The organism is Kitasatospora sp. NPDC059327, from assembly GCF_042752535.1.
Classification (GTDB): domain Bacteria; phylum Actinomycetota; class Actinomycetes; order Streptomycetales; family Streptomycetaceae; genus Kitasatospora.
On record NZ_JBHYYB010000133.1, the window covers coordinates 1 to 19,600 of the forward strand.

General features: G+C 75.1%; 18 protein-coding genes and 1 pseudogene. 7 read left to right on the forward strand and 12 right to left on the reverse strand.

Annotated elements, in window-relative coordinates; all coding sequences use genetic code 11:
• A partial coding sequence (locus ACFXHB_RS40400; protein WP_380581413.1) for a carbohydrate ABC transporter permease occupies positions 1 to 380 on the reverse strand: 380 nt, incomplete at its 3' end.
• A gap of 148 nt (positions 381 to 528) precedes the next feature.
• Positions 529 to 1,845, reverse strand: a complete 1,317-nt coding sequence (locus tag ACFXHB_RS40405) for an ABC transporter substrate-binding protein (RefSeq protein WP_380581415.1) — start codon at positions 1,843 to 1,845, stop codon at positions 529 to 531.
• 514 nt (positions 1,846 to 2,359) lie between these two features.
• Between ACFXHB_RS40405 and ACFXHB_RS40410 the strand changes: the two genes are divergently transcribed.
• Entirely contained in the window at positions 2,360 to 3,025 is a 666-nt protein-coding gene (locus ACFXHB_RS40410) for a GntR family transcriptional regulator (RefSeq protein WP_380581417.1), read from the forward strand.
• Between the two features lie 194 nt (positions 3,026 to 3,219).
• On the opposite strand, the gene ACFXHB_RS40415 is transcribed toward ACFXHB_RS40410, so the two are convergent.
• Genes ACFXHB_RS40415 through ACFXHB_RS40425 form a run of 3 tightly spaced genes read right to left on the reverse strand, consistent with a single transcriptional unit; the run spans position 3,220 to position 6,754 of the window.
• Complete coding sequence (locus ACFXHB_RS40415) at positions 3,220 to 4,188, reverse strand: TolB family protein (RefSeq protein ID WP_380581419.1); 969 nt, start codon at positions 4,186 to 4,188, stop codon at positions 3,220 to 3,222.
• On the reverse strand, positions 4,185 to 5,426 hold the full coding sequence (locus tag ACFXHB_RS40420; protein ID WP_380581445.1) for an MFS transporter: 1,242 nt from the start codon (positions 5,424 to 5,426) through the stop codon (positions 4,185 to 4,187). The genes ACFXHB_RS40415 and ACFXHB_RS40420 overlap by 4 nt, the downstream gene beginning before the upstream one ends.
• Before the next feature lie 2 nt (positions 5,427 to 5,428).
• On the reverse strand, positions 5,429 to 6,754 hold the full coding sequence (locus ACFXHB_RS40425) for a discoidin domain-containing protein (protein ID WP_380581421.1): 1,326 nt from the start codon (positions 6,752 to 6,754) through the stop codon (positions 5,429 to 5,431).
• Positions 6,755 to 7,175: 421 nt separating this feature from the next.
• On the opposite strand from ACFXHB_RS40425, the gene ACFXHB_RS40430 reads away from it, so the two are divergent.
• Complete coding sequence (locus ACFXHB_RS40430) at positions 7,176 to 8,030, forward strand: S-methyl-5'-thioadenosine phosphorylase (protein WP_380581423.1); 855 nt, start codon at positions 7,176 to 7,178, stop codon at positions 8,028 to 8,030.
• On the opposite strand, the gene ACFXHB_RS40435 is transcribed toward ACFXHB_RS40430, so the two are convergent.
• Together ACFXHB_RS40435 and ACFXHB_RS40440 are read right to left on the reverse strand one after the other, a co-directional pair.
• Positions 7,996 to 8,427, reverse strand: a complete 432-nt coding sequence (locus ACFXHB_RS40435; RefSeq protein WP_380581425.1) for a hypothetical protein — start codon at positions 8,425 to 8,427, stop codon at positions 7,996 to 7,998. The two genes, ACFXHB_RS40430 and ACFXHB_RS40435, sit on opposite strands and share 35 nt — an antisense overlap.
• On the reverse strand, positions 8,424 to 9,617 hold the full coding sequence (locus tag ACFXHB_RS40440; RefSeq protein ID WP_380581427.1) for a molybdopterin-dependent oxidoreductase: 1,194 nt from the start codon (positions 9,615 to 9,617) through the stop codon (positions 8,424 to 8,426). Before ACFXHB_RS40440 ends, ACFXHB_RS40435 begins: the two co-directional genes overlap by 4 nt.
• A 114-nt stretch (positions 9,618 to 9,731) precedes the next feature.
• Here ACFXHB_RS40440 and ACFXHB_RS40445 point away from each other — a divergent pair, with 114 nt between their 5' ends.
• Positions 9,732 to 11,069, forward strand: coding sequence for a glycosyltransferase 87 family protein (locus ACFXHB_RS40445; RefSeq protein WP_380581429.1), 1,338 nt, complete (start codon positions 9,732 to 9,734; stop codon positions 11,067 to 11,069).
• Positions 11,070 to 11,164: 95 nt separating this feature from the next.
• Here ACFXHB_RS40445 and ACFXHB_RS40450 read toward each other — a convergent pair whose 3' ends face one another.
• From ACFXHB_RS40450 to ACFXHB_RS40460, 3 genes and pseudogenes are all read right to left on the reverse strand, one after another.
• Complete coding sequence (locus ACFXHB_RS40450) at positions 11,165 to 11,833, reverse strand: SAM-dependent methyltransferase (RefSeq protein WP_380581431.1); 669 nt, start codon at positions 11,831 to 11,833, stop codon at positions 11,165 to 11,167.
• Positions 11,830 to 12,480 carry a DUF2064 domain-containing protein gene (locus tag ACFXHB_RS40455; RefSeq protein ID WP_380581447.1) on the reverse strand — a complete coding sequence of 217 codons (651 nt, stop codon included), beginning with the start codon at positions 12,478 to 12,480 and terminating at the stop codon, positions 11,830 to 11,832. The genes ACFXHB_RS40450 and ACFXHB_RS40455 overlap by 4 nt, the downstream gene beginning before the upstream one ends.
• Positions 12,457 to 13,179 (reverse strand): annotated as a pseudogene (locus ACFXHB_RS40460) (glycosyltransferase family 2 protein); the annotation flags it as partial. The pseudogene ACFXHB_RS40460 and the gene ACFXHB_RS40455, both read right to left, overlap by 24 nt.
• A gap of 197 nt (positions 13,180 to 13,376) precedes the next feature.
• Here ACFXHB_RS40460 and ACFXHB_RS40465 point away from each other — a divergent pair.
• On the forward strand, positions 13,377 to 14,141 hold the full coding sequence (locus tag ACFXHB_RS40465) for a response regulator transcription factor (RefSeq protein WP_380581433.1): 765 nt from the start codon (positions 13,377 to 13,379) through the stop codon (positions 14,139 to 14,141).
• On the forward strand, positions 14,138 to 15,304 hold the full coding sequence (locus tag ACFXHB_RS40470) for a sensor histidine kinase (protein ID WP_380581435.1): 1,167 nt from the start codon (positions 14,138 to 14,140) through the stop codon (positions 15,302 to 15,304). The genes ACFXHB_RS40465 and ACFXHB_RS40470 overlap by 4 nt, the downstream gene beginning before the upstream one ends.
• A gap of 1 nt (position 15,305) precedes the next feature.
• Here the strand turns inward: ACFXHB_RS40470 and ACFXHB_RS40475 are convergent, their stop codons facing one another.
• On the reverse strand, positions 15,306 to 16,361 hold the full coding sequence (locus tag ACFXHB_RS40475; protein ID WP_380581437.1) for an NAD-dependent epimerase/dehydratase family protein: 1,056 nt from the start codon (positions 16,359 to 16,361) through the stop codon (positions 15,306 to 15,308).
• A gap of 239 nt (positions 16,362 to 16,600) precedes the next feature.
• On the opposite strand from ACFXHB_RS40475, the gene ACFXHB_RS40480 reads away from it, so the two are divergent.
• Positions 16,601 to 17,218, forward strand: a complete 618-nt coding sequence (locus ACFXHB_RS40480; protein WP_380581439.1) for a TOPRIM nucleotidyl transferase/hydrolase domain-containing protein — start codon at positions 16,601 to 16,603, stop codon at positions 17,216 to 17,218.
• Positions 17,219 to 17,404: 186 nt separating this feature from the next.
• On the forward strand, positions 17,405 to 18,625 hold the full coding sequence (locus ACFXHB_RS40485; protein WP_380581441.1) for an NAD(P)/FAD-dependent oxidoreductase: 1,221 nt from the start codon (positions 17,405 to 17,407) through the stop codon (positions 18,623 to 18,625).
• Between the two features lie 95 nt (positions 18,626 to 18,720).
• Here the strand turns inward: ACFXHB_RS40485 and ACFXHB_RS40490 are convergent, their stop codons facing one another.
• Positions 18,721 to 19,524 carry a DUF4230 domain-containing protein gene (locus tag ACFXHB_RS40490; RefSeq protein ID WP_380581443.1) on the reverse strand — a complete coding sequence of 268 codons (804 nt, stop codon included), beginning with the start codon at positions 19,522 to 19,524 and terminating at the stop codon, positions 18,721 to 18,723.
• Positions 19,525 to 19,600 lie beyond the last annotated feature (76 nt).

The window sequence follows — 19,600 nt, forward strand, 5'->3', positions numbered from 1 at the left end:
CCGAACAGGGCGATCAGGGTGTTGATGAGGCCGTGGTCGGGTTCGTAGAGCCATTTCCAGACGAGGCCGGCGACGACCATGGGGATGACGGCGGGCAGGACGGTGATGGTGCGCACGAGGCGGGCGGAGGTGAGTTCGCGGTTGGCGGCGATGGCGGTGGCGAGGGCGAGGGTGTAGGTGCCGGTGAGGGTGAGGGCGGTGAAGACGGCGGTGTTGAGGAGGCTTTGGCGGAAGGTGCCGGCGCCGAGGACGGTGCGGTAGTTCTCGGTGCCGACGAAGGTGCGTGGGCCCAGGAGGTTCCAGTGGTCGGTGCTGAGGAGCATCGACTGGACCATCGGGTAGAAGGTGAACCCGAGGATGATCAGGAGGGCGGGTGCCACGGACAGCCAACCGGCCAGGGCACCACGGGAACGCCACCGTCTTGGCCTCGGGGTCTTCGCCGCCCGGCTCGGGCCGCCCCCGGCGGCGGGGCCGCCGCCGGGGGGATGGTGCGGGGGGAGTTCGGTCGTGGTCGTCATCGGCTTTCCGTCACTCCTTGCCGAGGGCCTGGCCGACCGCCTCGTCGATGGTCTTCAGCGCCTTGTCGACGGGTGCCTGGCCGTTGACGCCGGCCACGATGTTGGCCTTCTGGGCGTCCCAGCGGGCCTGGAAGGCGTGGCGGTCCTGGAGCAGCAGGTCGGGGGTGTTGCGGCCGAGCTGCTCGAAGATGGCGTCCCAGTTGGGGTCGGCCTTGACCTTGCCCTCCACGGTGGCCTTCACCGCCGGGGCGACCTTGTCCAGGTCGTAGGGGAAGATCGCGCGGAAGTCCATGTACTGGGCGCTGCGCTCGGGTGAGGCCAGCCAGCGCATGAACACCCCCGCGCCGGCGAGGTTCTTGCTCGCGGAGCCGGCGACCAGGCTGTGGCCGCCGACCATCGAGCAGCCGCTCTTCGGGCCGGCCGGCATCGGCGCGATGGCCCACTTGCCGGCGACCTTCTCGCCACCGGCCTGGACGTTCGCGACGACGGACTGGAAGAACGGGAACATCGCCACGTCACCGCTGATGAAGCCGTTGAGGGCGCTGGTCCCGGTGGGCGAGATCTTCTCGGTGTAGAAGGACTTCATGTAGTCCATCGCGGTGCGCCCGGCCTCGGTGTTCTGGGTGGAGGTCTTGAAGTCGGGCGAGGTGAGGGAGCCGCCGGCCTGGCAGAGGAAGCTCTCCCAGGTGGAGTTGATGGCGTTGAGGTGGTCGTCCATGCCCTTGAACTGCCAGCCGCTGACCTTCTTGCCGGCCTCCGCGGACTTGGTGGTGATGGCGGCGGCGGTGGTCTTCAGCTCCTCCCAGGTCCTGGGCGGGGCGGTGAACCCGTACTGCTGGAGGATGTCGGTGCGGTAGAGCATCACGTCGACGTCGAAGTAGAGCGGGGCGCCGTACATCTTGCCGTCGTACTCGTCGACCTTGGCGAGGGGGAGGAACGTGCCGGTGTCGGCGGCGGTGTAGCCGAGCTTGTCGAGCGGGGCGAGCGCGCCGGACTTGAGGTAGTCGAGTTCGAGGCCGTTGTTCATCAGCCAGACGTCGGGGCCCTTGCCGGCGGCGATGGCCTGCTTGATCTTGTCGCGGCCGTCCTTCCACTCCAGCAGGGTGAGCTCGACCTTCACCTTGTCCTGGGAGGCGTTGAACTCCTCCACCAGCGCCTTGACCTTGGTGTCCTGGCCGATCCAGTAGGGCATCGACCAGAACGTGACGGTGGTCGGCCCGGCGGACTCGGAGGACCCGCCGGCGGCGGAGGAGCAGGCCGAGGCGGCGAGAGCGAGGGCGGACGCCAGCGAGACGGCGGCGACGAGTCTACGGCGGAGTGGTGCCATGGGTGGGTCTCCTTGTGCGACGGGCTGCGGCCGGGCCGGCCGCCCCGGTACGTGCGGGGGCAAGGACTGCGGGCCGGTTCGGCGTCCCGGGCGGCGAAACGCCACTGTCACGTACCGACCTGACGCGTAACGTATGCGATATACGAAATGAACGCCAGAGTGCGTTGCCGTTTCGTGTTCTTCGCGAGACCGTCCGTAGGTCTGAGCGCGCCATCGGATCGGGGATCCCGGCGCGTCGCACCCCGCCGGGTTCGGTGTGCCGGGGGCACCGATCCGCCGTCACCCCTGACGGGAAGATCACGGTGTGTCCGGCGGAGCCGGGTGGTTCTCCGGGGTCGGGCGGGTTCGGGGGGGATTCGCCGGAGGAGGTTCGGTGGCACCGCTGGTGCGGTCGCCCTCCATCGCCTACCGTGGCCCGCGGCGACGGACTCCGAGGGTCGCCGCCGCCCTCGCCGGGCGCCCGCGGCTCGCCGCGCGCCTTCGCTTCCGGGGGAATATCGCATACGATGAACGGGTGACACAGGCGAACTGGGCCCGGCTGCCCGCGGTGAAGAGCAAGGCTGACCTCGTCTACGACAGCCTGCGCGCTGCCATCGCCGACGGCGACCTCAAGCCGGGCGAGCGCATCAACATGGACGAGCTCGCCCGCAATCTGGGCGTGAGCAAGATCCCGATCCGCGAGGCCGTGAAGCGGCTGGAGGCGGAAGGTCTGGTGGCGTCCCGGGTCCACTCCGGGGTGACCGTCGCCGAGGTGGACGTCGCCGAGATGCGCGGGGTGTTCCTGGCCCGCGAGGCGATCGAGGGATTGGTCGCCGCCCTGGCCGCGGACCGTGTCACCGATGCCCAGCTGGCCGAACTGGACGCGGTCCAGCAGCAGATGCGGGGGCGGCTGGGCACGCGCTCCTTCCAGAAGCTCCCGGAGCTCAACTCCGACTTCCACCGGATCCTGGCCGAGGCCGCCGGCTACCGCGTGTTGGCGGAACTGACGGACCAACTGCTCCTCACCGTGCGCCGGCACCGGATCGCGGTGCCGGTCGACTCGGACAACTGGGCGCAGGTGATCGCCGAGCACGAGGAGATCATCGGCGCGCTCCGCCGCCGTGACGCCGATGCGGCGGCCCGGGCGGCCAAGGCCCACATCTCCGCGCAGGCCGACCACGAGGTCGCCGACAAGGTGTGACCGGCCGGGGCTCCCGGCGCGCGGGCCGTCCGGCCGGCTCCGCCCGCCCGAGGGGTCGGGCGGAGCCCGGGCCCGCCCCGGGTCGGAGGGGTTCGCCGCCGGCTCCGGACCGGAAGTCCTTGGTGGTCCGCAGGGTGCTGTCGTCGCCGATCTCGTGGAAGGTCCGCGCGTCGACGAGGCCCGTCGCCTCGGAGTCAGCTCGCCGCCGTCACCGCCACCGGCGAGGAGCCGCCGGGCACCAGCAGCCGGGGCTCCCCGCCGCCGTCCGCCGGGACGGTCCAGATGTCGGTGCCCTTGCCGTCCCGGCCGGGCAGCGCGTAGCCGAGGGTGCCCCCGTCGAGCCAGGCCGCCTGGTCGTCCACGCTGCGGGACTCGGCCAGCGGGTGCTCGCGCAGGTCGGCCAGGTCCAGGACGTGCAGCCGCCAGGGCGCGGCCGGGTCGGCCGAGACCTTCTTCTTGAAGGCGATCCGGGTGCCGTCCGGCGAGAGCGAGGGGCACTCGACGTTCTCCCGCAGGGTCCGGGCCGACCAGGCCCGGAGGTCCCCCTCGACGAGGTGGGTCCGGCCGCCGGTCGAGACGGTCGCGTAGAAGCGGTTGTCGTCGGCGGCGAAGGTGACGCCCCAGTAGTTGACGTCGGCGGCGTGGTGGCGGGTGTCGCCGACGGTCAGCGGGATGGACTCGATCGACTTGACCAGGTAGCCGGTGCGCAGGTCCAGGACGGACGTCCGGGTGGAGAAGCCGCTGACGGCGTACGAGTCCCCCACCGCGAACGTGGTCCAGGAGAGCAGCTGTCCGGAGGCCGACACCCGGGCCCGGTTCGGGATGCCGGGCACCGTCACGGTCTGGAGCTCGGTGAACCGCCGGTCGTAGACCACCGCCTGGGTGCGGGCCGGGACGCCGGGCAGCACCCGCAGGCACAGGGCGCGGTCCCCGGCGGCGTAGAACCGGGCGCAGGACGGTCCGTCCGGTGCCCCCTGGCTGCGGGCGACCCGCCCGGTGGCGGTGTCCCGGTAGTAGATCCCGGGCTCGTCCAGGGTGAACGAACTCTCCGCGGCGACGAGCCGGTGCCCGTCGCCGCGCTGTCCGGCGTGCAGCACGTACCCGAGCGAACCGCCCAGCAGCACCAGGACGGCGACGACCAGGATCGTCCAACGCGCCTTCATGAGACCTCCCGTCCCGGCAGGATCCGCCATGCGGCGGCGAGCGCGGCGGCCAGCGCGACCGCGGCCACCGTCAGGGCCGGGCGCGGCCCCCACCACGTCCAGGCCGCGCCGAACCCGGCCGCGCCGACCAGCCGGGCCAGCGCCTGGCCGGTCTGCAGCACCGCGAGTCCGCCCGCCCGGCCGTCCGGCGGCAGCACCGGCCCGGCGAGCGCCATCAGTACGCCGTCCGTGGCGGCGTAGAAGACCCCCAGGAGTACCAGGGTGAGTACGGCCGTCGCCCAACTCGGCGCGGCCGTCAGGGTGAGGTAGGCGGCGAGCAGGGCGCCGTGGCCGCAGAGGAACGGCGTGCGCCGCCCGGTCCGGTCCGCGAGCCGGCCCACGGGGACGGCCAGGAGCAGGTAGCAGGCCGCCGCGCCGAGCGGCAGCAGCGGGAAGAGCACGGCCGGCAGGTCCAGGCCGCGCTGGAGCAGCAGGTAGAGGAAGGAGTCGCCGATCGTCGCCGCCCCCAGCAGCGCGGCGGCCGTGACGACCCGCCGGAAGGCCGGATCGCCGAGCGCCCCGCTCCTGCGCCGGGCCGGCTTCGGCGCCGCGGTCCGGCCGGGCGCCGCCGCCCCGGCCGGGACGAACAGCACCAGCACCAGCACCCCGAGCAGCCCGGTGGCGAAGCTGACCACGAACACCGCGTCGTACGCGTCCGCCGTCGCCCACAGCACCGCGAACGCCACCAGCGGCCCCAGCAGCGCTCCCGTGGTGTCCATCGCGCGGTGCACGCCGAACGCCCGGCCGAGCGCCTCCGGTGGGGCGCTGAGCGAGATCAGCGCGTCCCGCGGGGCCGTTCGCAGGCCCTTGCCGAGCCGGTCGGCGGCCAGCGCGGCGGCGATCCCGCCGGCCGCCCCGCCGGCCAGCAGCAGCCCGAGCCGGGAGAGCGCCGAGAGGAGGTAGCCGACCCCGGCGACCGTCCGGTGCCGGCCGCCGCCCCGGTCGGCGAGCCGGCCGCCGAGCAGTCGGACCAGTGCCGTGGCGCCGTTGAACAGGCCGTCGAGGAAGCCGAATTGGAGGGGGGAGAGTCCGAGCCCCAGGACCAGGTAGAGCGGCAGCACGGCGGTGACCATCTCCGAGGAGACGTCGGTGACCAGGCTGACCGCGCCGAGCGCGACGACCGTGCCGGGGACGCGCCGCCCCGCCCCCGCGGGGAGGGGCGGCGCGTCCGGCCGGCGGCCGGTGGTGGCCAGGTACATCATCAGTGGCAGCTGTACTTCGGGCTGCTGTCCTTGACCTGGCCGTCGGTGCCGACGTAGCTCCAGCCGTACCCGGAGTCGGTGAAGTCCAGCTTCAGTACGCCGTACTCACCGCTGATCCGCTTCTGGCTGTTCGGCTGGACCTGCTCGATCGGGTACGGCTCGGCGCCGCCCATCCCGCCGACGATCTCGACGATCCCGTCCGCGGTGGCCTTGCCGTCCGGGTCCTGCGGGGCGAACCGCTCGTAGTGGTGGTCGTGCCCGTTCAGTACCAGGTCGGCCTTGGCGCCGTAGAGGATCTTCCACACCGGCCGGGAGACCGGGTCGTTGCCGTGTCCGCCCGAGGAGTACAGCGGGTGGTGCCAGTAGGCGGCGACGCACTTCTTCGCGTTGGCCGCCAGGTCGGCCTTCAGCCAGTCGATCTGGGCGCTCTGGTCGAAGGCGTTGGAGTCCAGCGCGACGAAGTGCCAGTTGCCCTCGTCGAAGCTGTACCAGCTCTTGCCCTGCGGGTAGGCGATGCTGCCGAAGTACGACTTGTACCCCACCAGCGGCCCGGCCGGGTCGTAGGTCTCGTGGTTGCCCGGCACCGGGTGGGTCTTCGCCTTGAACGCGCCCCAGCTCTTGTCGTAGTAGTCCCGGAAGTCCGACAACCGGGCGTCGTCGTACTGGTTGTCACCCATCGTCAGGTAGAAGCGCGGGCCGATCTGCTGGGCGATCGCGGCGGTCTTGGGGTGGGCGCAGGCGCTGTCCGAGGCGGTGCACTGGGCGGCGATGTCACCCGCCGCCACCACGGTGAACGCGCCGCCGGGCGGCGGTCCGCCGTCCAGCACGCCGTAGACCTCCATCTCGAACAGCGAGTACCCGTAGGCCGTCCCGCGCGCCGTGCCGTACAGCCGGACGTAGCGGCCCTTGCCGGCCAGCCCCGTCCAGTCGTCCGTCCCGCCGTTCCCGGCCTTCTCCTCCGCCACCGTCGTCCAGGTCACCCCGTCCGCGGAGACCTCCAGCCGGTACGCCTTCGCGTAGGCGGCCTCCCAGGTGAGCTTCACCCGCGAGACCCCGGCGTTCGCGCCGAGGTCCACCCGCAGCCACTGCGGGTCCTTGCCCTCCGTGCTCGCCCACCGGGTGCCGGCGTTCCCGTCGAACGCCTTCCCGGCCGCGTAGCCGGACCCCTCCGTGGACGAGGCCGTGGCGGCCTTCCCCTGCGAGAGCAGCGGATCGGCCGCCGCCCCCGCCCGCTCGGACCAACCGAGCACCAGACCGCCGAGCAACGCGAGCACGGCGGCGAACACACCGATACGAACAGGCCTTGCCGAGACACCAAGACGCATCCCTGGACTCCCTGACCTAGAGAAGACGGCGAGAGCTGGACACCGGCGCGCACAACGGACGAGCCCACCGGCCAAGCGGTGACCGCACCACCGCGGCGGCCGGGTCAGAGCTCTCGCTGAGCGCGTCACGCCCCGTCGGGTGCGGGCGCCGCGCCAAGCCGCCGGCTGACAGCGTAGTAGAAAGTAAAGTTTCCTATCAATGGGTGCGCGGGGCCGAACTTCCGTCCGGTTCCCGCCCCGTCGGCGCCGCCGGCCGGCCCGGAACGGGTCGGCCTGCCACGGGCACCGGCCCGGAGCGGCGGTGGACCGCATCCCGTCCGGTGCACGCGCCGTTCGCGCACCGTAAGGACGTGCCGCGTGGGTTCCCCCGGTGCGGGCTCCTACAGTGGCGGCACAGTCGGGCGAGAAAGGTGTATCCGTGATGGTCGATCAGAACGAGCTTCCCCGGGCCGAGATTGGTGTCATCGGCGGCTCCGGGCTCTACGAGCTGCTGGACGACGTGGTCGAGGTGCGGCTGGAGACGCCGTACGGCGAGCCGAGCGACGCGGTGGTCGTGGGGGAGGCGGCCGGCCGCCGGATCGCGTTCCTGCCCCGGCACGGGCGCGGGCACCGGATCCCGCCGCATCGGATCAACTACCGCGCGAACCTCTGGGCGCTGCACAGCCTGGGGGTGCGCCAGGTGGTGGCGCCGTGCGCGGTCGGCGGGCTCCGGTCGGAGTACGGGCCGGGCACGCTGCTCGTCCCCGACCAGTTCGTGGACCGGACCTCCGGGCGGACCCAGACGTTCTACGACGGTCTGCCGCTGCCGGACGGCACCGTGCCGGAGGTGGTGCACGTGTCGATGGCGGACCCGTACTGCCCGGCGGGTCGGCAGGTGGCGCTGGGGGCCGCCCGGGAGGCCGCCTGGGAGCCGGTCGACGGCGGCACGCTGGTGGTGATCGAGGGCCCGCGGTTCTCCACCCGCGCCGAGTCCCGCTGGTTCACCGCCAACGGTTGGTCGGTGGTCGGGATGACGGGGCACCCGGAGGCCGTCCTCGCCCGCGAACTCGGACTCTGCTACACCTCGTTGGCCCTCGTCACCGATCTCGACGCGGGGGTGGAGGCCGGTGCGGGCGTCACGCACACCGAGGTGCTGAAGGTCTTCGCCGGCAACGTCGAACGGCTGCGGACCGTGCTGTTCAAGGCGCTGGAGGCGCTGCCGGTCGTGCGGGAGTGCCCCTGCCCGCACGCCCTGGACGGTCTCACGACCGGTCTTCCCGGGGTGCCCGGCGCCTGACGGCCCACCCCCGGCGCCGCCACCGCCCGGCGAACGCGACCAGCAGCGCGAGCCCGGCGGTGGCGGCGAGCACCAGCAGCCAGTTGCGCAGGTACGGCAGCGGAAGCAACGACGGGTTGCCGTGGTCCTCGCCGGCGCGCAGCACGGCCGGCAGACCGACGGCCGTGACGGCCGCCGCGACGACCAGCCAGCCGCGCAGCACCGGCCCGCGCACCAGCGACGCGCCCAGCAGGCACACCAGCGGCACCCACAGCCCGTCGTGGATCACCAGCCCCCCGACCGCCCAGACCAGGACCTCCGAGGGATCGGTGAGGTAGGGGTCGCCGAGCATCCCGTAGAGGCCGTAGCCGATCAGGGCGAGCCCGGCCGTCAGCAGGGTGGCGCGGATCCCGGTCATACGATCACCTCGATCCGCTCGACCCACTTGGTCTGCAGGACGCCCGGCCGGTTCGGCGCGATGATCCGGGCGGGGAACCCGTGGTCGGCGGCCAGCACCTGGCCGTCGACCCGCAGGGCGAGCAGGCTGAGCGGATCCTCGACGTACGGAGCGGGCATCTCCATCACCCGGTACGGCCCCGCGGCCTCCAGCGAGGTGACCCGCACGGCCGAGCCCGCCGGGGCACCGGCCCGGCGCACCAGGTCGATCACCCGGACCCCGGTCCACCGGGCGGTGGCGCTCCAGCCCTCCACGCACGAGATGGGCAACTCCACCTCGTACTGGGGCAGTTCGCCGAGCTCGGCGAGGCTGAGCCGGTACGGGCTGGGTCCGTCGACCCGCAGCCGCCAGTCGGCGGCCACCGTGACCGTCCCGGCCTGGGCGGCCGTGCGGTTCACCGGCAGGCCCTGCGGGCCGAGGTCGGGGCGGCGCGGGGCGAGCAGGTCCAGGGACCGCAGCCAGGGCACGGTCTGGCCGGCGGTGACGAGGGTGACGGCGCCGGCCGCCGCGGTGGTGGCGGCGAGGAAGGCGCGACGCTGGGAGAGGGCCGGGACGGCCCGGCGCCACCAGTGCGCGGCGATGAGCGGCGCCTTGACGGCGAGATGGACCAGCAGGCCACCGGTCGCCAGCCAGCCCAGCCAGAAGTGGGTCTGCCGGAACGGGAACGGCCACGGGTACCACTGCAGGGTGTTCAGCAGCCCGGTGAACAACTCCAGCAGCAGGGCGGCGACCAGCACGGCGATGCCGAGCCGCTCCAGGGCGTGCGACACGCTGCGCGCCGGCGGCCACTCGAACAGCCGCGGGTAGACCGCCCACAGCTTCGCGCCGGCCAGCGGGATCGCGGCCAGACCGCTGATCACGTGCAGCCCTTGGGTGACCCGGTAGCCGTTCACCGGCCGGGTGGGGAGGTGCCCGGCCGACCAGCCGGGCGGATCCTGGAGCAGATGGCTGGTCAGTCCGGTCAGGAAGCAGACCAGCAGGGCCGCGCCCAGCCAGCGGCCGACGGCGACCACCGTCCGGGGCTCGTGGAGCGGTGAGCTGAACGCCCCGGCCCGGAACGGTCCTCGCCGCAGGAATGCCGGGGGAGCCGGCAGCGGGGGGTCGTAGCGGCGGCGGGGCGGGGTGCCGGAGTCGGCGGGTTCGGATTCCACCCGCTCATCGAAGCGCCCCGGCGTGCTCCGGCGGCGCTACGACGTGCTTACGGAATCCGAACGGCGGCCTCGTCACCGGGCCCGCCCGCCCGGGCCGGTGGGAGGGTGGCCGCTGTGACCCCCCGTACCGTGCTGCCCTGCCTGTCCGCCCTCGCCGCCCTCGTCGCCGCCCTCGCGCTGACCGTCGCCGGGGCCGGCGCCCTCCCGCTCCCCGCCTGGTACGTCCTCGACACGGCCCTCTTCGCCGTCGCGGTGCTGCTGCTGCGCGAGGTGCCCGACCGGCAGGTCGTGCCGCTGGTCCTGGCCGGCAGCGTCGCGGTGGCCGCCGTCGGGCTGCTGGCGCCGCCGCGCACCAGCGACGACGCCTACCGCTACGTGTGGGACGGGCGGGTCCAGGCCGCCGGGATCTCGCCCTACGCGCACACCCCGGACGATCCGGCGCTGGCGCGGCTGCGCGATCCCGGCCTCTTCCCGGTGGGCGACGGGTGCACGGGCTGGGACGAGCGGCGCACCTCGGCGGGGGACTGCACCCGGATCAACCGGCCCGCCGTGCACACCATCTACCCGCCGGTGGCGCAGGTGTGGTTCCTCGCGGTCCACCCGCTCGGCGGCGGCGTCCGCGGGGTGCAGGTCGGCGGGGCGGTGCTGGCGGTGGCGACCACCGGTCTGCTGCTCGCCGTGGGGCGGGAGCGACGGCGGGCCGCGCTGTTGGGGTGGTTCCCGGGGGTGACGGTGTGGGCGGTCAACGACGCGCACGTGGACACGCTCGGCGCCCTGCTGACGGTCGCCGGGCTCGGCTGCGCGGCGCGCGGACGGCCGGTCCGCGGCGGACTCCTGCTGGGCGGCGCGGTCGCGACCAAGCTGCTGCCGGCCCTCGCCCTCACCGGTGCGCTGTCCGGCCTCTCGCTCCGTCGGCCGACCCGCGACGACCTGCTGCTCGTCGGGTCCGCCGTAGGGGCCTTCGCCCTCGCCTACCTCCCGTACGTGCTGGCCTCGGGCACCTCGGTGCTGGGCTACCTGCCGGGCTACCTGAAGGAGGAGGGCTACGAGCAGGGGCACCTCGACCGGTTCGGGCTGCTGCGCCTGGTGCTTCCGGACGGTCTCGCGCCCTGGGGGGCGGCACTCGTCCTCGGGGCCGTGGTGGTCCGGGTGCTGCGCCGGGGCGACCGGCACCGGCCGTGGGCCGGCGCGCTCCTGGTGACGGGCTCGGCGCTGCTGCTGGTGGCGCCGGCCTACCCCTGGTACGGGCTGCTGGTGGTGGCGCTGGTCGCACTCGACGGCCGGTGGGAGTGGCTGGCCGTCCCGGCGGCGGGGCAGGCGCTCTACCTGACGGGAGGCCAGGACGCGCAGCGGATCGCCTACGGGGCGGCGCTGTGCGTCGTGCTGCTGGTCCCGCTGCTGCGGCAGCGCCGCGCCGGCCGGGTGGCCGTGGCGGTGGGCGGCGGGAACTGACGGCCGGGCGGCGGCCCGGCCCGGCCCGGTGAGGGGCGCGGACCGGGCCGGTAGGGGATCCGCCCGGGGGAGCGGCCGTTGCGGAGCGGAACGCGTCAGCGCGTTCCGACCGCCCGTTCGAAGGCGAGGAAGCGGCGGCCGTGGGAGGACCAGCGGTCCGTCTCGACGAACCCGACGCGGCCGGCCCGACGGGCGGTGGCCGCCGCGCCGCAGCGGGCCCAGGCGAACGACGGCCCGAGCCGCCCGTGCGGTCCCTCGACCCGGACGGTGCTCCGCTCGTCGATCTCCCGCGGGTCCACCTCCACCAGCAACACACCTCCGGGAGCGAGGAGTTCGGCGCTTCGGGCGAGCAGGAGGCCCGGGTCGCCGCCGATGCCGAGGTTGCCGTCGGCGAGGAGCGCGCCACCCCACCGGCCCTCCCCGGGCAGCCGGTCGAACACCGACCGGCACAGGGCCGGCCCGCCCAGGCTCCGGGTCCGGGCCACCGCCGCGTCGGTGATGTCGACACCGAGCGCCGGTACGCCCAGGCCCAGCAGAGCCGCGACGAGCCGGCCGGGGCCGCAGCCGAGGTCCACCACCGGTGCGCTCAGCCGGGTGAGGCGCAGCAGCAGGCCGTGATCGGCCCCGGCGGCCGGCGCGCACCAGCGGTCGATGTCGAGCGGGATGCGCCGGCCATCCTCGCGGCGCAGCCACAGCGGCCCCCGCCCGGCGCGGACGGCCTCGGCGAACGGGTCGTCCACCCAGGGGGCGGCGGCGACGCTCACGCCGTCATCTCCGGGGCGACCCCGATCGCGCGCAGCCGGGCCGCGAACCGGCCGCCCGGGGCCTCGGCGGCCACCTGGAGGGCGTCGCGAAAGGTGTCCACGTCGGTCAGGACCGGGAGACGGCGGACCGTCAGCCGCTCCGCGGCCAGCCGGTCGAGCAGGGCCTGCCCGGTCCCGGCGGTGGACATCGGCAGGCCCAGGAGCAGCCGGTCGGCCAGCCGCGCGGTGGGCCCGGCCAGTCCGAGGGCCCAGAACCCGCCGTCCCCGGCCGGGCCGAACCAGGCGTCGACGCCCGGGCGGTGGGCGGGCGACAGGGGCTCCGCCAGGACGGCCGGGTCCAGCTGCGGCGTGTCCATCCCGACCAGCAGGGCGGGCGCGTCCGGGGCGATCCGGGCGGCGTGCGCGAACGCGGCCGCGAGCCGTGCGTCCAGTCCGCCGCCCGACTGCGGCACGACCTGCCACCCGGGCGGCAGCCAGGGGCCGGGCTCGCCGTCCAGGACCAGCAGCCGACGGCCGGCCGGTACCCGGCCGAGGGTGTCGAGGGTGTCCGCGAGGGCGGCCTCGGCCAGCGCCGCCGCCTGCTCGGGCGTGCAGGGCGGGGTGAGACGGGTCTTCACCCGCCCGGGGACGGGTGACTTGGCGATCACCAGCAGCGTCGGGGGCGGCGCGGCCAGGACGGCCCGCATGTCCCGGACGGCCTGCCGGGTGCCGCGCAGGGTGCCGGTGACCTTGGAGCGACCACTGCGCGGCAGGTAGTCGACGGAGGTCTCGGCGATCCGCATCCCGGCGGCCGACACGGCGAGCACCATCTCCAGGGGGTAGCCGGAGCGACGGTCGCCCAGGCCCAGCGCCAGCAGCCGCTCACGGCGGGCGGCGCGCATCGGCCCGAGGTCGTGCAGCGGCGCCCCCGTCCTCGCCCGCAGCCGGCGGGCCAGGACGGCATTGGCCAGCCGGGCGTGCGGCGGCCAGGCCCCGGCGGCCGACGGGCGGCGCCGGCCGAGCACCAGGTCCGCCGCGCCGGAGGCGACCGGGGTGGTGACACGCGGCAGCTGGGCCGGGTCGAGTGAGCCGTCGCAGTCCATGAAGCAGACGAGCTCGGCGGTGGCGGCGAGGAGGCCTGCGTGGCAGGCGGCGCCGAACCCGCGTCGCGGCTCCTCGACGACCGTCGCGCCCAGCGAGCGCGCCAGCTCGGCGGAGCCGTCGCGGGAGCCGTTGTCGACGACGATCGCCCGCCAGCCCGGGGGGACGCGCCCCAGGACCCAGGGCAGGGCCTCGGCCTCGTCGAGACAGGGCAGGATCACATCGGCGGGTGGCCGTGGGGGGAGGGGAGGGATCACGCCGGTCACGCTAGCGGCGGCCGGCCCGGTGGCGGCCGAACCGCGCCCTTACGGAAGTCCTACGGCGGATCGCGCGGGCCCGCCCGGCCGTCCCGGCCCGCCGCCTCTTTGCCGCGCCGTCCCGCCCGGGGCCGCGATCTTACGGAACGCGAACGTGCGCCCCGGCCGGGCCCCCGGCCCCGGGCGCTGCTCGTATCCTCGGCGAGGTGAACCAGAGCCCCGCTTCCGCCGGCCCGCCGGACCCCGCCCGCATCCTGGTGGTCGACGACGACCTGACCGTGGGCGAGGTCGTCGCCGGCTACCTCACCCGGTCCGGGCACCGGGTCGACCGGGCCTGCGACGGTGACCAGGGCCTCGCCCTGGCCCGCGCCCACCGCCCCGACCTGGTGGTCCTGGACCTCATGCTGCCCGGGATCGACGGTCTGGAGGTCCTGCGCCGACTGCGCGCCACCGAGGACGGCGCGGACCTGCCCGTGGTCATGCTCACCGCCAAGGGTGACGAGGCCGACCGTGTCCTGGGCCTGGAACTGGGCGCCGACGACTACGTCACCAAGCCGTTCAGCCCGCGGGAACTCGTCCTGCGCGTCCAGTCCGTCCTGCGCCGCTCCCGCGCCGCCGCTCCGGCGGCCGCGCAGCCGGTGCCGCTGGCCTCGGGCGACATCAGGCTCGACCCGCAGGCCCGCCGGGCCCACCGCGGCGCGCGCGAACTCACGCTCACACTGCGGGAGTTCGACCTGCTCGCGTTCCTCCTCCGGCACCCCCGGACGGTCTTCGCCCGGCAGGAGCTGATGCAGCGGGTCTGGGGCTGGGAGTTCGGCGACCTGTCCACCGTCACCGTCCACGTCCGCCGACTGCGGGAGAAGATCGAGGACGACCCCGCCGCACCGACGCTGGTCACCACGGTCTGGGGCGTCGGCTACCGCTACGACCCCGTGACGGACGCGACGGACGAGACGGACGGCCCGGCATGAAGGACCTGCTGCTGATCGCCCTGTTCGCCGGGCTCGGCGCCACCGGTGCCGGCCTGCTCGGCTGGGTGGCCGTGCGACTGCTGCGCCGTCGCTCGATGGCGCTCTCGCTCTTCTGCGTCGCCGTCGTCACCGTTCTCGCGGTCACCTCCGGGACGTTCGCCGTGGCCCAGGCGATGTTCCTGTCCGGCCACGACCTCGGTGTGGTGATAACCGTGCTCGGCATGGCCTCCGTGGTCTCGCTGCTCACGGCCGCGCTGCTCGGGCGCCAGGCGGTGGCCGGCAGCCGGGCGCTGACGGCGGCCGCCCGGACCGTCGGGAGCGACACCGGCTTCACCGCGCCGGACCATCCACTCGCGCTCGAACTGGCCCAGCTCAGCGGGGAACTCGCGGCCACCAGCGCCCGGCTCGCCGAGTCCCGGGCCCGCACCCGGGCACTGGACGCCTCGCGGCGCGAGCTGATCGCCTGGATCTCCCACGATCTGCGCACCCCGCTGGCCGGGCTGCGCGCGATGGCCGAGGCACTGGAGGACGGGGTCGCCGACCGGCCGGAGCACTACCTGAGACGGATCCGCGCCGAGGTCGAGCGCCTCACCGGGATGGTCGACGACCTCTTCGAGCTCTCCCGGATCCAGGCCGGTGCGCTGTCCCTCTCGCTGTCCCGGGTCTCCGTCTACGACCTGGTCGACGACGCCCTGGCCGGCGCCCATCCACTGGCCCGGCAGCGCGGCGTCCGCTTGGAGGGCGGTCAGGTCGCCGCCGAGCCGGTCGAGGTGGACAGCCGGGAGATCACCCGGGTGCTCGGCAACCTCCTGGTCAACGCGATCCGCTCGACGCCCGAGGACGGCGTGGTCGCCGTCTCGGCCCGTCGCGAGGTGGACGAGGTGGTGCTCTCGGTCACCGACGGCTGCGGCGGCATCCCGGAGCAGGACCTCGCCCGGGTGTTCGAGACCGGCTGGCGCGGCAGCTCCGCCCGCACCCCGCGCCGAGATCCCGACGAGGCGGTGGACAACGGGCCCGGCGAGAGCGGGGTCGGGGACAGCGGGGCCGGGCTGGGCCTGGCCATCGTCCGGGGCATCGTCGAGGCGCACGCCGGTCGCGCCCGGGTGCACAACGTCACCGGGGGCTGCTGCTTCGAGATCGCGCTCCCGGCGGCGCGCGGGTAGCTCAGACCCGCAGCGGCGCGGCGGCGAACTCGGCCATCCCCGCCCGGAACGGCACCCGCGCCCGCCACCCCAGTTCGGCACGGAGCCGCGAGGAGTCGGCGGTGATGTGCCGGACGTCCCCGAGCCGGTACTGTCCGGTCACCACCGACGCCGGCCCGCCGAAGGCCTCGGCCAGCGCCCGGGCCATCTCGCCGACCGTGCGGACCTCCCCGCTGCCGACGTTGTACGCCCGGGTGGTGCCCGGCGGCCGCCCGCCGACGTCCGCCAGCGCGGCGAGGTTCGCCGCCGCGACATCGTCGACGTGGACGAAGTCGCGGCGCTGGCCGCCGTCCTCGAACACCCGGGGAGCCTCGCCCCGGGCGAGCGCGGACCGGAACAGCGAGGCGACCCCGGCGTACGGGGTGTCGCGCGGCATGCCCGGGCCGTAGACGTTGTGGTAACGCAGCGCCAGGACGGACCCGCCGCAGGCGCGGGCCCAGGCGGCGGCCAGGTGCTCCTGGGCGAGTTTGGTGGCGGCGTACACGTTGCGGGGGTCGCCCGGCGCGTCCTCCGTGACCGTGCCGGGCCGCAGCGCGGCGCCGCACACCGGGCAGGGCGGTTCGAACCGGCCGGCGTCGAGATCCTCGTGGCGCCGCGGCCCGGGTGCCACGGCGCCGTGCGCCGGGCAGACGTACCGGCCCTCCCCGTAGACCACCATCGACCCGGCCAGCACCAGTTCCCGCACCCCGCCGCGCGCCATCGCGGACAGCAGGACCGCCGTGCCGAGGTCGTTGCAGCCGACGTACGCGGGCGCGTCGTCGAGGTCGAGGCCGAGACCGACCATCGCCGCCTGGTGGCAGACCGCGTCCACACCCGTCAGGGCCCGCTCCACCGCCGTCACGTCCCGGACGTCGCCGCGCCGGAACTCGACGCCGGCCGGCAGCTCGGGCACCGCGCCCGAGGGGTGGACCGCCGGGAGCAGCGCGTCCAGGACACGGACCGCGTGCCCGGCCGCCGTCGCCGCCCGCACCACGGCCGAACCGATGAACCCGGCACCGCCGGTGACAAGAATCCTCATGACCGGCGACGCTACCGGCCGACGACGGCGCGGAAGGCGAGGACGGGCGCCGCGTCATGCTTCGGTAAGAGGTCGGCTCCGCCCGGCCGGGCCCGCCCGACGACGCCCCGGGCCCGCCCGACGACGCCCCGGGCCCGGCGGCGCGACTTCCGGCGCGGGTGGCGTAGCCCCGGTCCGCCGCCGGGGCAGGCGCCGGAAAACCCCGTGCCCGATCGCCCGGGCAGGAGCACAATCGCCCCGTGACGGACATGCGAGCGTTCCGGGAGGCGGTCATCGGCCGGGCGGCGGGCGGCCCCGACGGGTCGGCCGAGGAGTTGGCCCTGCGGCTGGGCGTGCGGACGGCGGTCCTGCTGGAGGGGCCGAGCGACGTGGAGGCCGTCGAGACGCTGGCCGCGCGCCACGGCCGGGACCTGTCCGCCGAGGGGGTGTGCGTCGTCCCCATGGGGGGAGCCATGAACGTCGGCCGCTACGCGGAGCTCCTCGGGCCGCCCGGGCTGGGCCTGCGCCTGGTCGGTCTGTGCGACGAGGGCGAGCAGGGCTACTACGACCGCGCTCTCCGGCGGGCCGGCGCGCCGGACGACGGATTCTTCGTGTGCGCGGCGGACTTGGAGGACGAACTCATCCGCGCGCTGGGCGTGCCGCGGGTCGAGGAGATCGTCGGCGCCGAGGGCGACCACCCGGCCTGGCGGACCTTCGTGCGCCAACCCGCCCACCGGGGCGAGGAGCCGCAGCGCCAGCTCCGGCGCTTCCTCGGGACGAAGAAGGGCCGCAAGATCCGCTACGGCCGTCTCCTGGCGGAGGCCGTCGACTTCGCCCGCGTTCCCGCCCCGCTCGCCGGTCTGCTCGCGAGCCTGTGACCGGAGGTCCGACCGGGCCGGCGCCCGGGCCGGCCCTCCGGTCCGACCGACGCGGCCCGTGGCCGCATCCGTCGCCGGCCGCCGAGCGCGTCGCGCCCGCGGGCCGGTGGCGGCGGACGAGACTGGCAACCCTGTGCGGCACCCCTGTGGGCGACGAGTGGAGGACCGGTGGGAGCGAGCGGGGCAGTGGACGTCATCGTCGTCGGGGCGGGGGCGGCCGGTCTGGCCTGTGCGCTCGACGCGGCCTCGGCCGGGCCGCGGGTCCTGGTCCTGGAGTCCTCGGACGGGGTCGGCGGCAGGATGCGGACCGACGTGGTCGACGGGTTCCGCCTGGACCGCGGCTTCCAGGTGTTCAACACCTCGTACCCGCAGGTGCGGCGGCGCGTCCGGTTGCGCGAGCTGCGCCTGCGGCCGTTCACGCCGGGTTTCGTCCTGGCGGGCTCGCGCGGCCGCCACCGGTTCGCCGATCCGACCCGTCGGCCCGATCTGGCGGGTGACCTGCGGCCGGGCCGGCTCGCGCCACTGCCCGACACCGTCGCGCTCGGCCTGCTCGCCGCCCGCGACCTGCTGCTGCCCGCCGCGCTGCTGCGCCGGGGCCGGGACGTGCCGACCGCGCGGGCGCTGCGGGCCGGCGGCATCTCGGACCGTACGGTCGACGCGGTGCTGCGGCCCTTCCTCGCGGGCGTCTTCCTGGAGGACGCGCTGGAGACCTCCAGCCGGGTGTTCCACCTCTACTGGCGCAGCATGCTGCGCGGTACGCTCTGCCTCCCCTCGGCCGGGATCGGGGCGGTGCCCGAGCAGTTGGCCGCCGGTCTGCCGCCGGGGGCGCTGCGGCTCGACGCCCCGGTGGCGGCGCTCACCGACGACGGGGTGGTGCTCCAGGACGGTACCGAGGTGGCGGGGCGGGCCGTGGTGGTCGCCACCGGCCCGCACGAGGCGGCCGGACTGCTCCCGGGGCTGGCGGTCGGGCCCGTCCGCGCGGTGACCACCTTCTACCACGCGGCCTCGCGCAGCCCGCTGGGCGAGCCGACGCTCCTGGTCGACTCCGACCGCCGGCTGCTGAACTCGGTGGTGCTGACCGAGGTGGTGCCGGGGCTGTCGTCCGACGGGCGGGCGCTGGTGTCGACCTCGGTCCTCGGTACGGACGCGGCGGAGAGCGAGGTCCGGGCGAGGCTGGCCGAGCTCTACGGCGTCGACACGGCGCACTGGGAGCCGGTGGCGGAGTACCGGATCCCCGTCGCGCTGCCCGCCATGCCGGCGCCGCATCCGCTCACCCGGTCCGCGCGGGTCGCGCCGGGCCGGTACGTCTGCGGGGACCACCGGGCGACGGGGTCGGTCCAGGGCGCGCTCGCGTCGGGCGCGCGGGCCGCCCGGGAGGTGCTGGCGGACCTGGCGGGCGGCGGCTGATCCGGCCCAGGGGGTCGGTGCCGGGAGGGACGCCGCGACCGGGGCACCCGGGCGGGTGGGCCGCGGGCGCCCCGGCCGGGCCGGTGGTGGTCGGGTCACGGGGCCGTGGTGACGGTCACCGTGGTGAAGCCGGCGGAGCGCAGCAACCCCTCCAACATCGAGCGGGTGCTCTCCTCGGCGCGTCGGGTGAGCTCGGTGTCCTTGGCGGCCTGCTCGATCTTCTGGGTCGCGAGCACCTCGACCTGCTGTTGGTTGCCGGGGTTGCCGCTGAAGAAGTCGCCGATCCGGTCGAAGAACCCGCGCTGCTGGAGATAGACGTACGAGCGCCGGACGTCCAGGGCGGCCGGGGCGAGTTGGGCGTGCGGGACGACCACGGTGGCGGTGCGGCGGTCCTCCGAGACGGTCACTGCGCCCTTGTCGAGGGCGCCGAGGTCGACGGAGGCGTCCACCGTGCCGGCCGCCACGTACAGGGTGCGGTTGCCGAGCAGCGCGGACGGCAGGAAGGCGGCCTCGTGGTCGAGGTCGACGACGATCTGGAAGCTGCCCTGGGCGCCGGTGAACCGCTTCATGTCCTGGATGGAGCGCAGCAGGACGGGCTGGCTGCGGTCGACCGTCCGGCGTTCGAAGGGGTTGGGGATCGAGGGGAACAGGCCCAGGTGCGCCCCGGCGAGGAACACCGCGAGAATCGCGGCCAGGGTCACCGGCAGGCCGATGTACCAGGGCGTGGGTCTGCGGGCGGGGCGTCGGACCGGCCCCCGGCCCTGCTCCGGAGAGTCGGGGGAGTCGGGCGAGTCGGGCGAGTTGGGGGAGTCGGGGGATTCGGGGGATTCGGCGGCGCCGGTGGAGGTCGAGGCGGAGGAGCCGGGGGCGGACCGCCGGCCGCGCTTCAGGAGTGCCATCTGCTGCACCGTGCTCTCTCTCGGGGAGTGGGCCGGGCAACCGGTCCGCCGGTCCGTCCACCGCCGTGGACGGACC

What these genes read in the sequence shown, in the direction of transcription:
- ACFXHB_RS40490 (WP_380581443.1), bottom strand. Translation starts at nt 19,524, where the DNA reads ATGGCACTCCTGAAGCGCGGCCGGCGGTCCGCCCCCGGCTCCTCCGCC.
- ACFXHB_RS40420 (WP_380581445.1), bottom strand. Translation starts at nt 5,426, where the DNA reads ATGTACCTGGCCACCACCGGCCGCCGGCCGGACGCGCCGCCCCTCCCC.
- ACFXHB_RS40405 (WP_380581415.1), bottom strand. Translation starts at nt 1,845, where the DNA reads ATGGCACCACTCCGCCGTAGACTCGTCGCCGCCGTCTCGCTGGCGTCC.
- ACFXHB_RS40425 (WP_380581421.1), bottom strand. Translation starts at nt 6,754, where the DNA reads ATGCGTCTTGGTGTCTCGGCAAGGCCTGTTCGTATCGGTGTGTTCGCC.
- ACFXHB_RS40470 (WP_380581435.1), top strand. Translation starts at nt 14,138, where the DNA reads ATGAAGGACCTGCTGCTGATCGCCCTGTTCGCCGGGCTCGGCGCCACC.
- ACFXHB_RS40415 (WP_380581419.1), bottom strand. Translation starts at nt 4,188, where the DNA reads ATGAAGGCGCGTTGGACGATCCTGGTCGTCGCCGTCCTGGTGCTGCTG.
- ACFXHB_RS40475 (WP_380581437.1), bottom strand. Translation starts at nt 16,361, where the DNA reads ATGAGGATTCTTGTCACCGGCGGTGCCGGGTTCATCGGTTCGGCCGTG.
- ACFXHB_RS40430 (WP_380581423.1), top strand. Translation starts at nt 7,176, where the DNA reads ATGGTCGATCAGAACGAGCTTCCCCGGGCCGAGATTGGTGTCATCGGC.
- ACFXHB_RS40435 (WP_380581425.1), bottom strand. Translation starts at nt 8,427, where the DNA reads ATGACCGGGATCCGCGCCACCCTGCTGACGGCCGGGCTCGCCCTGATC.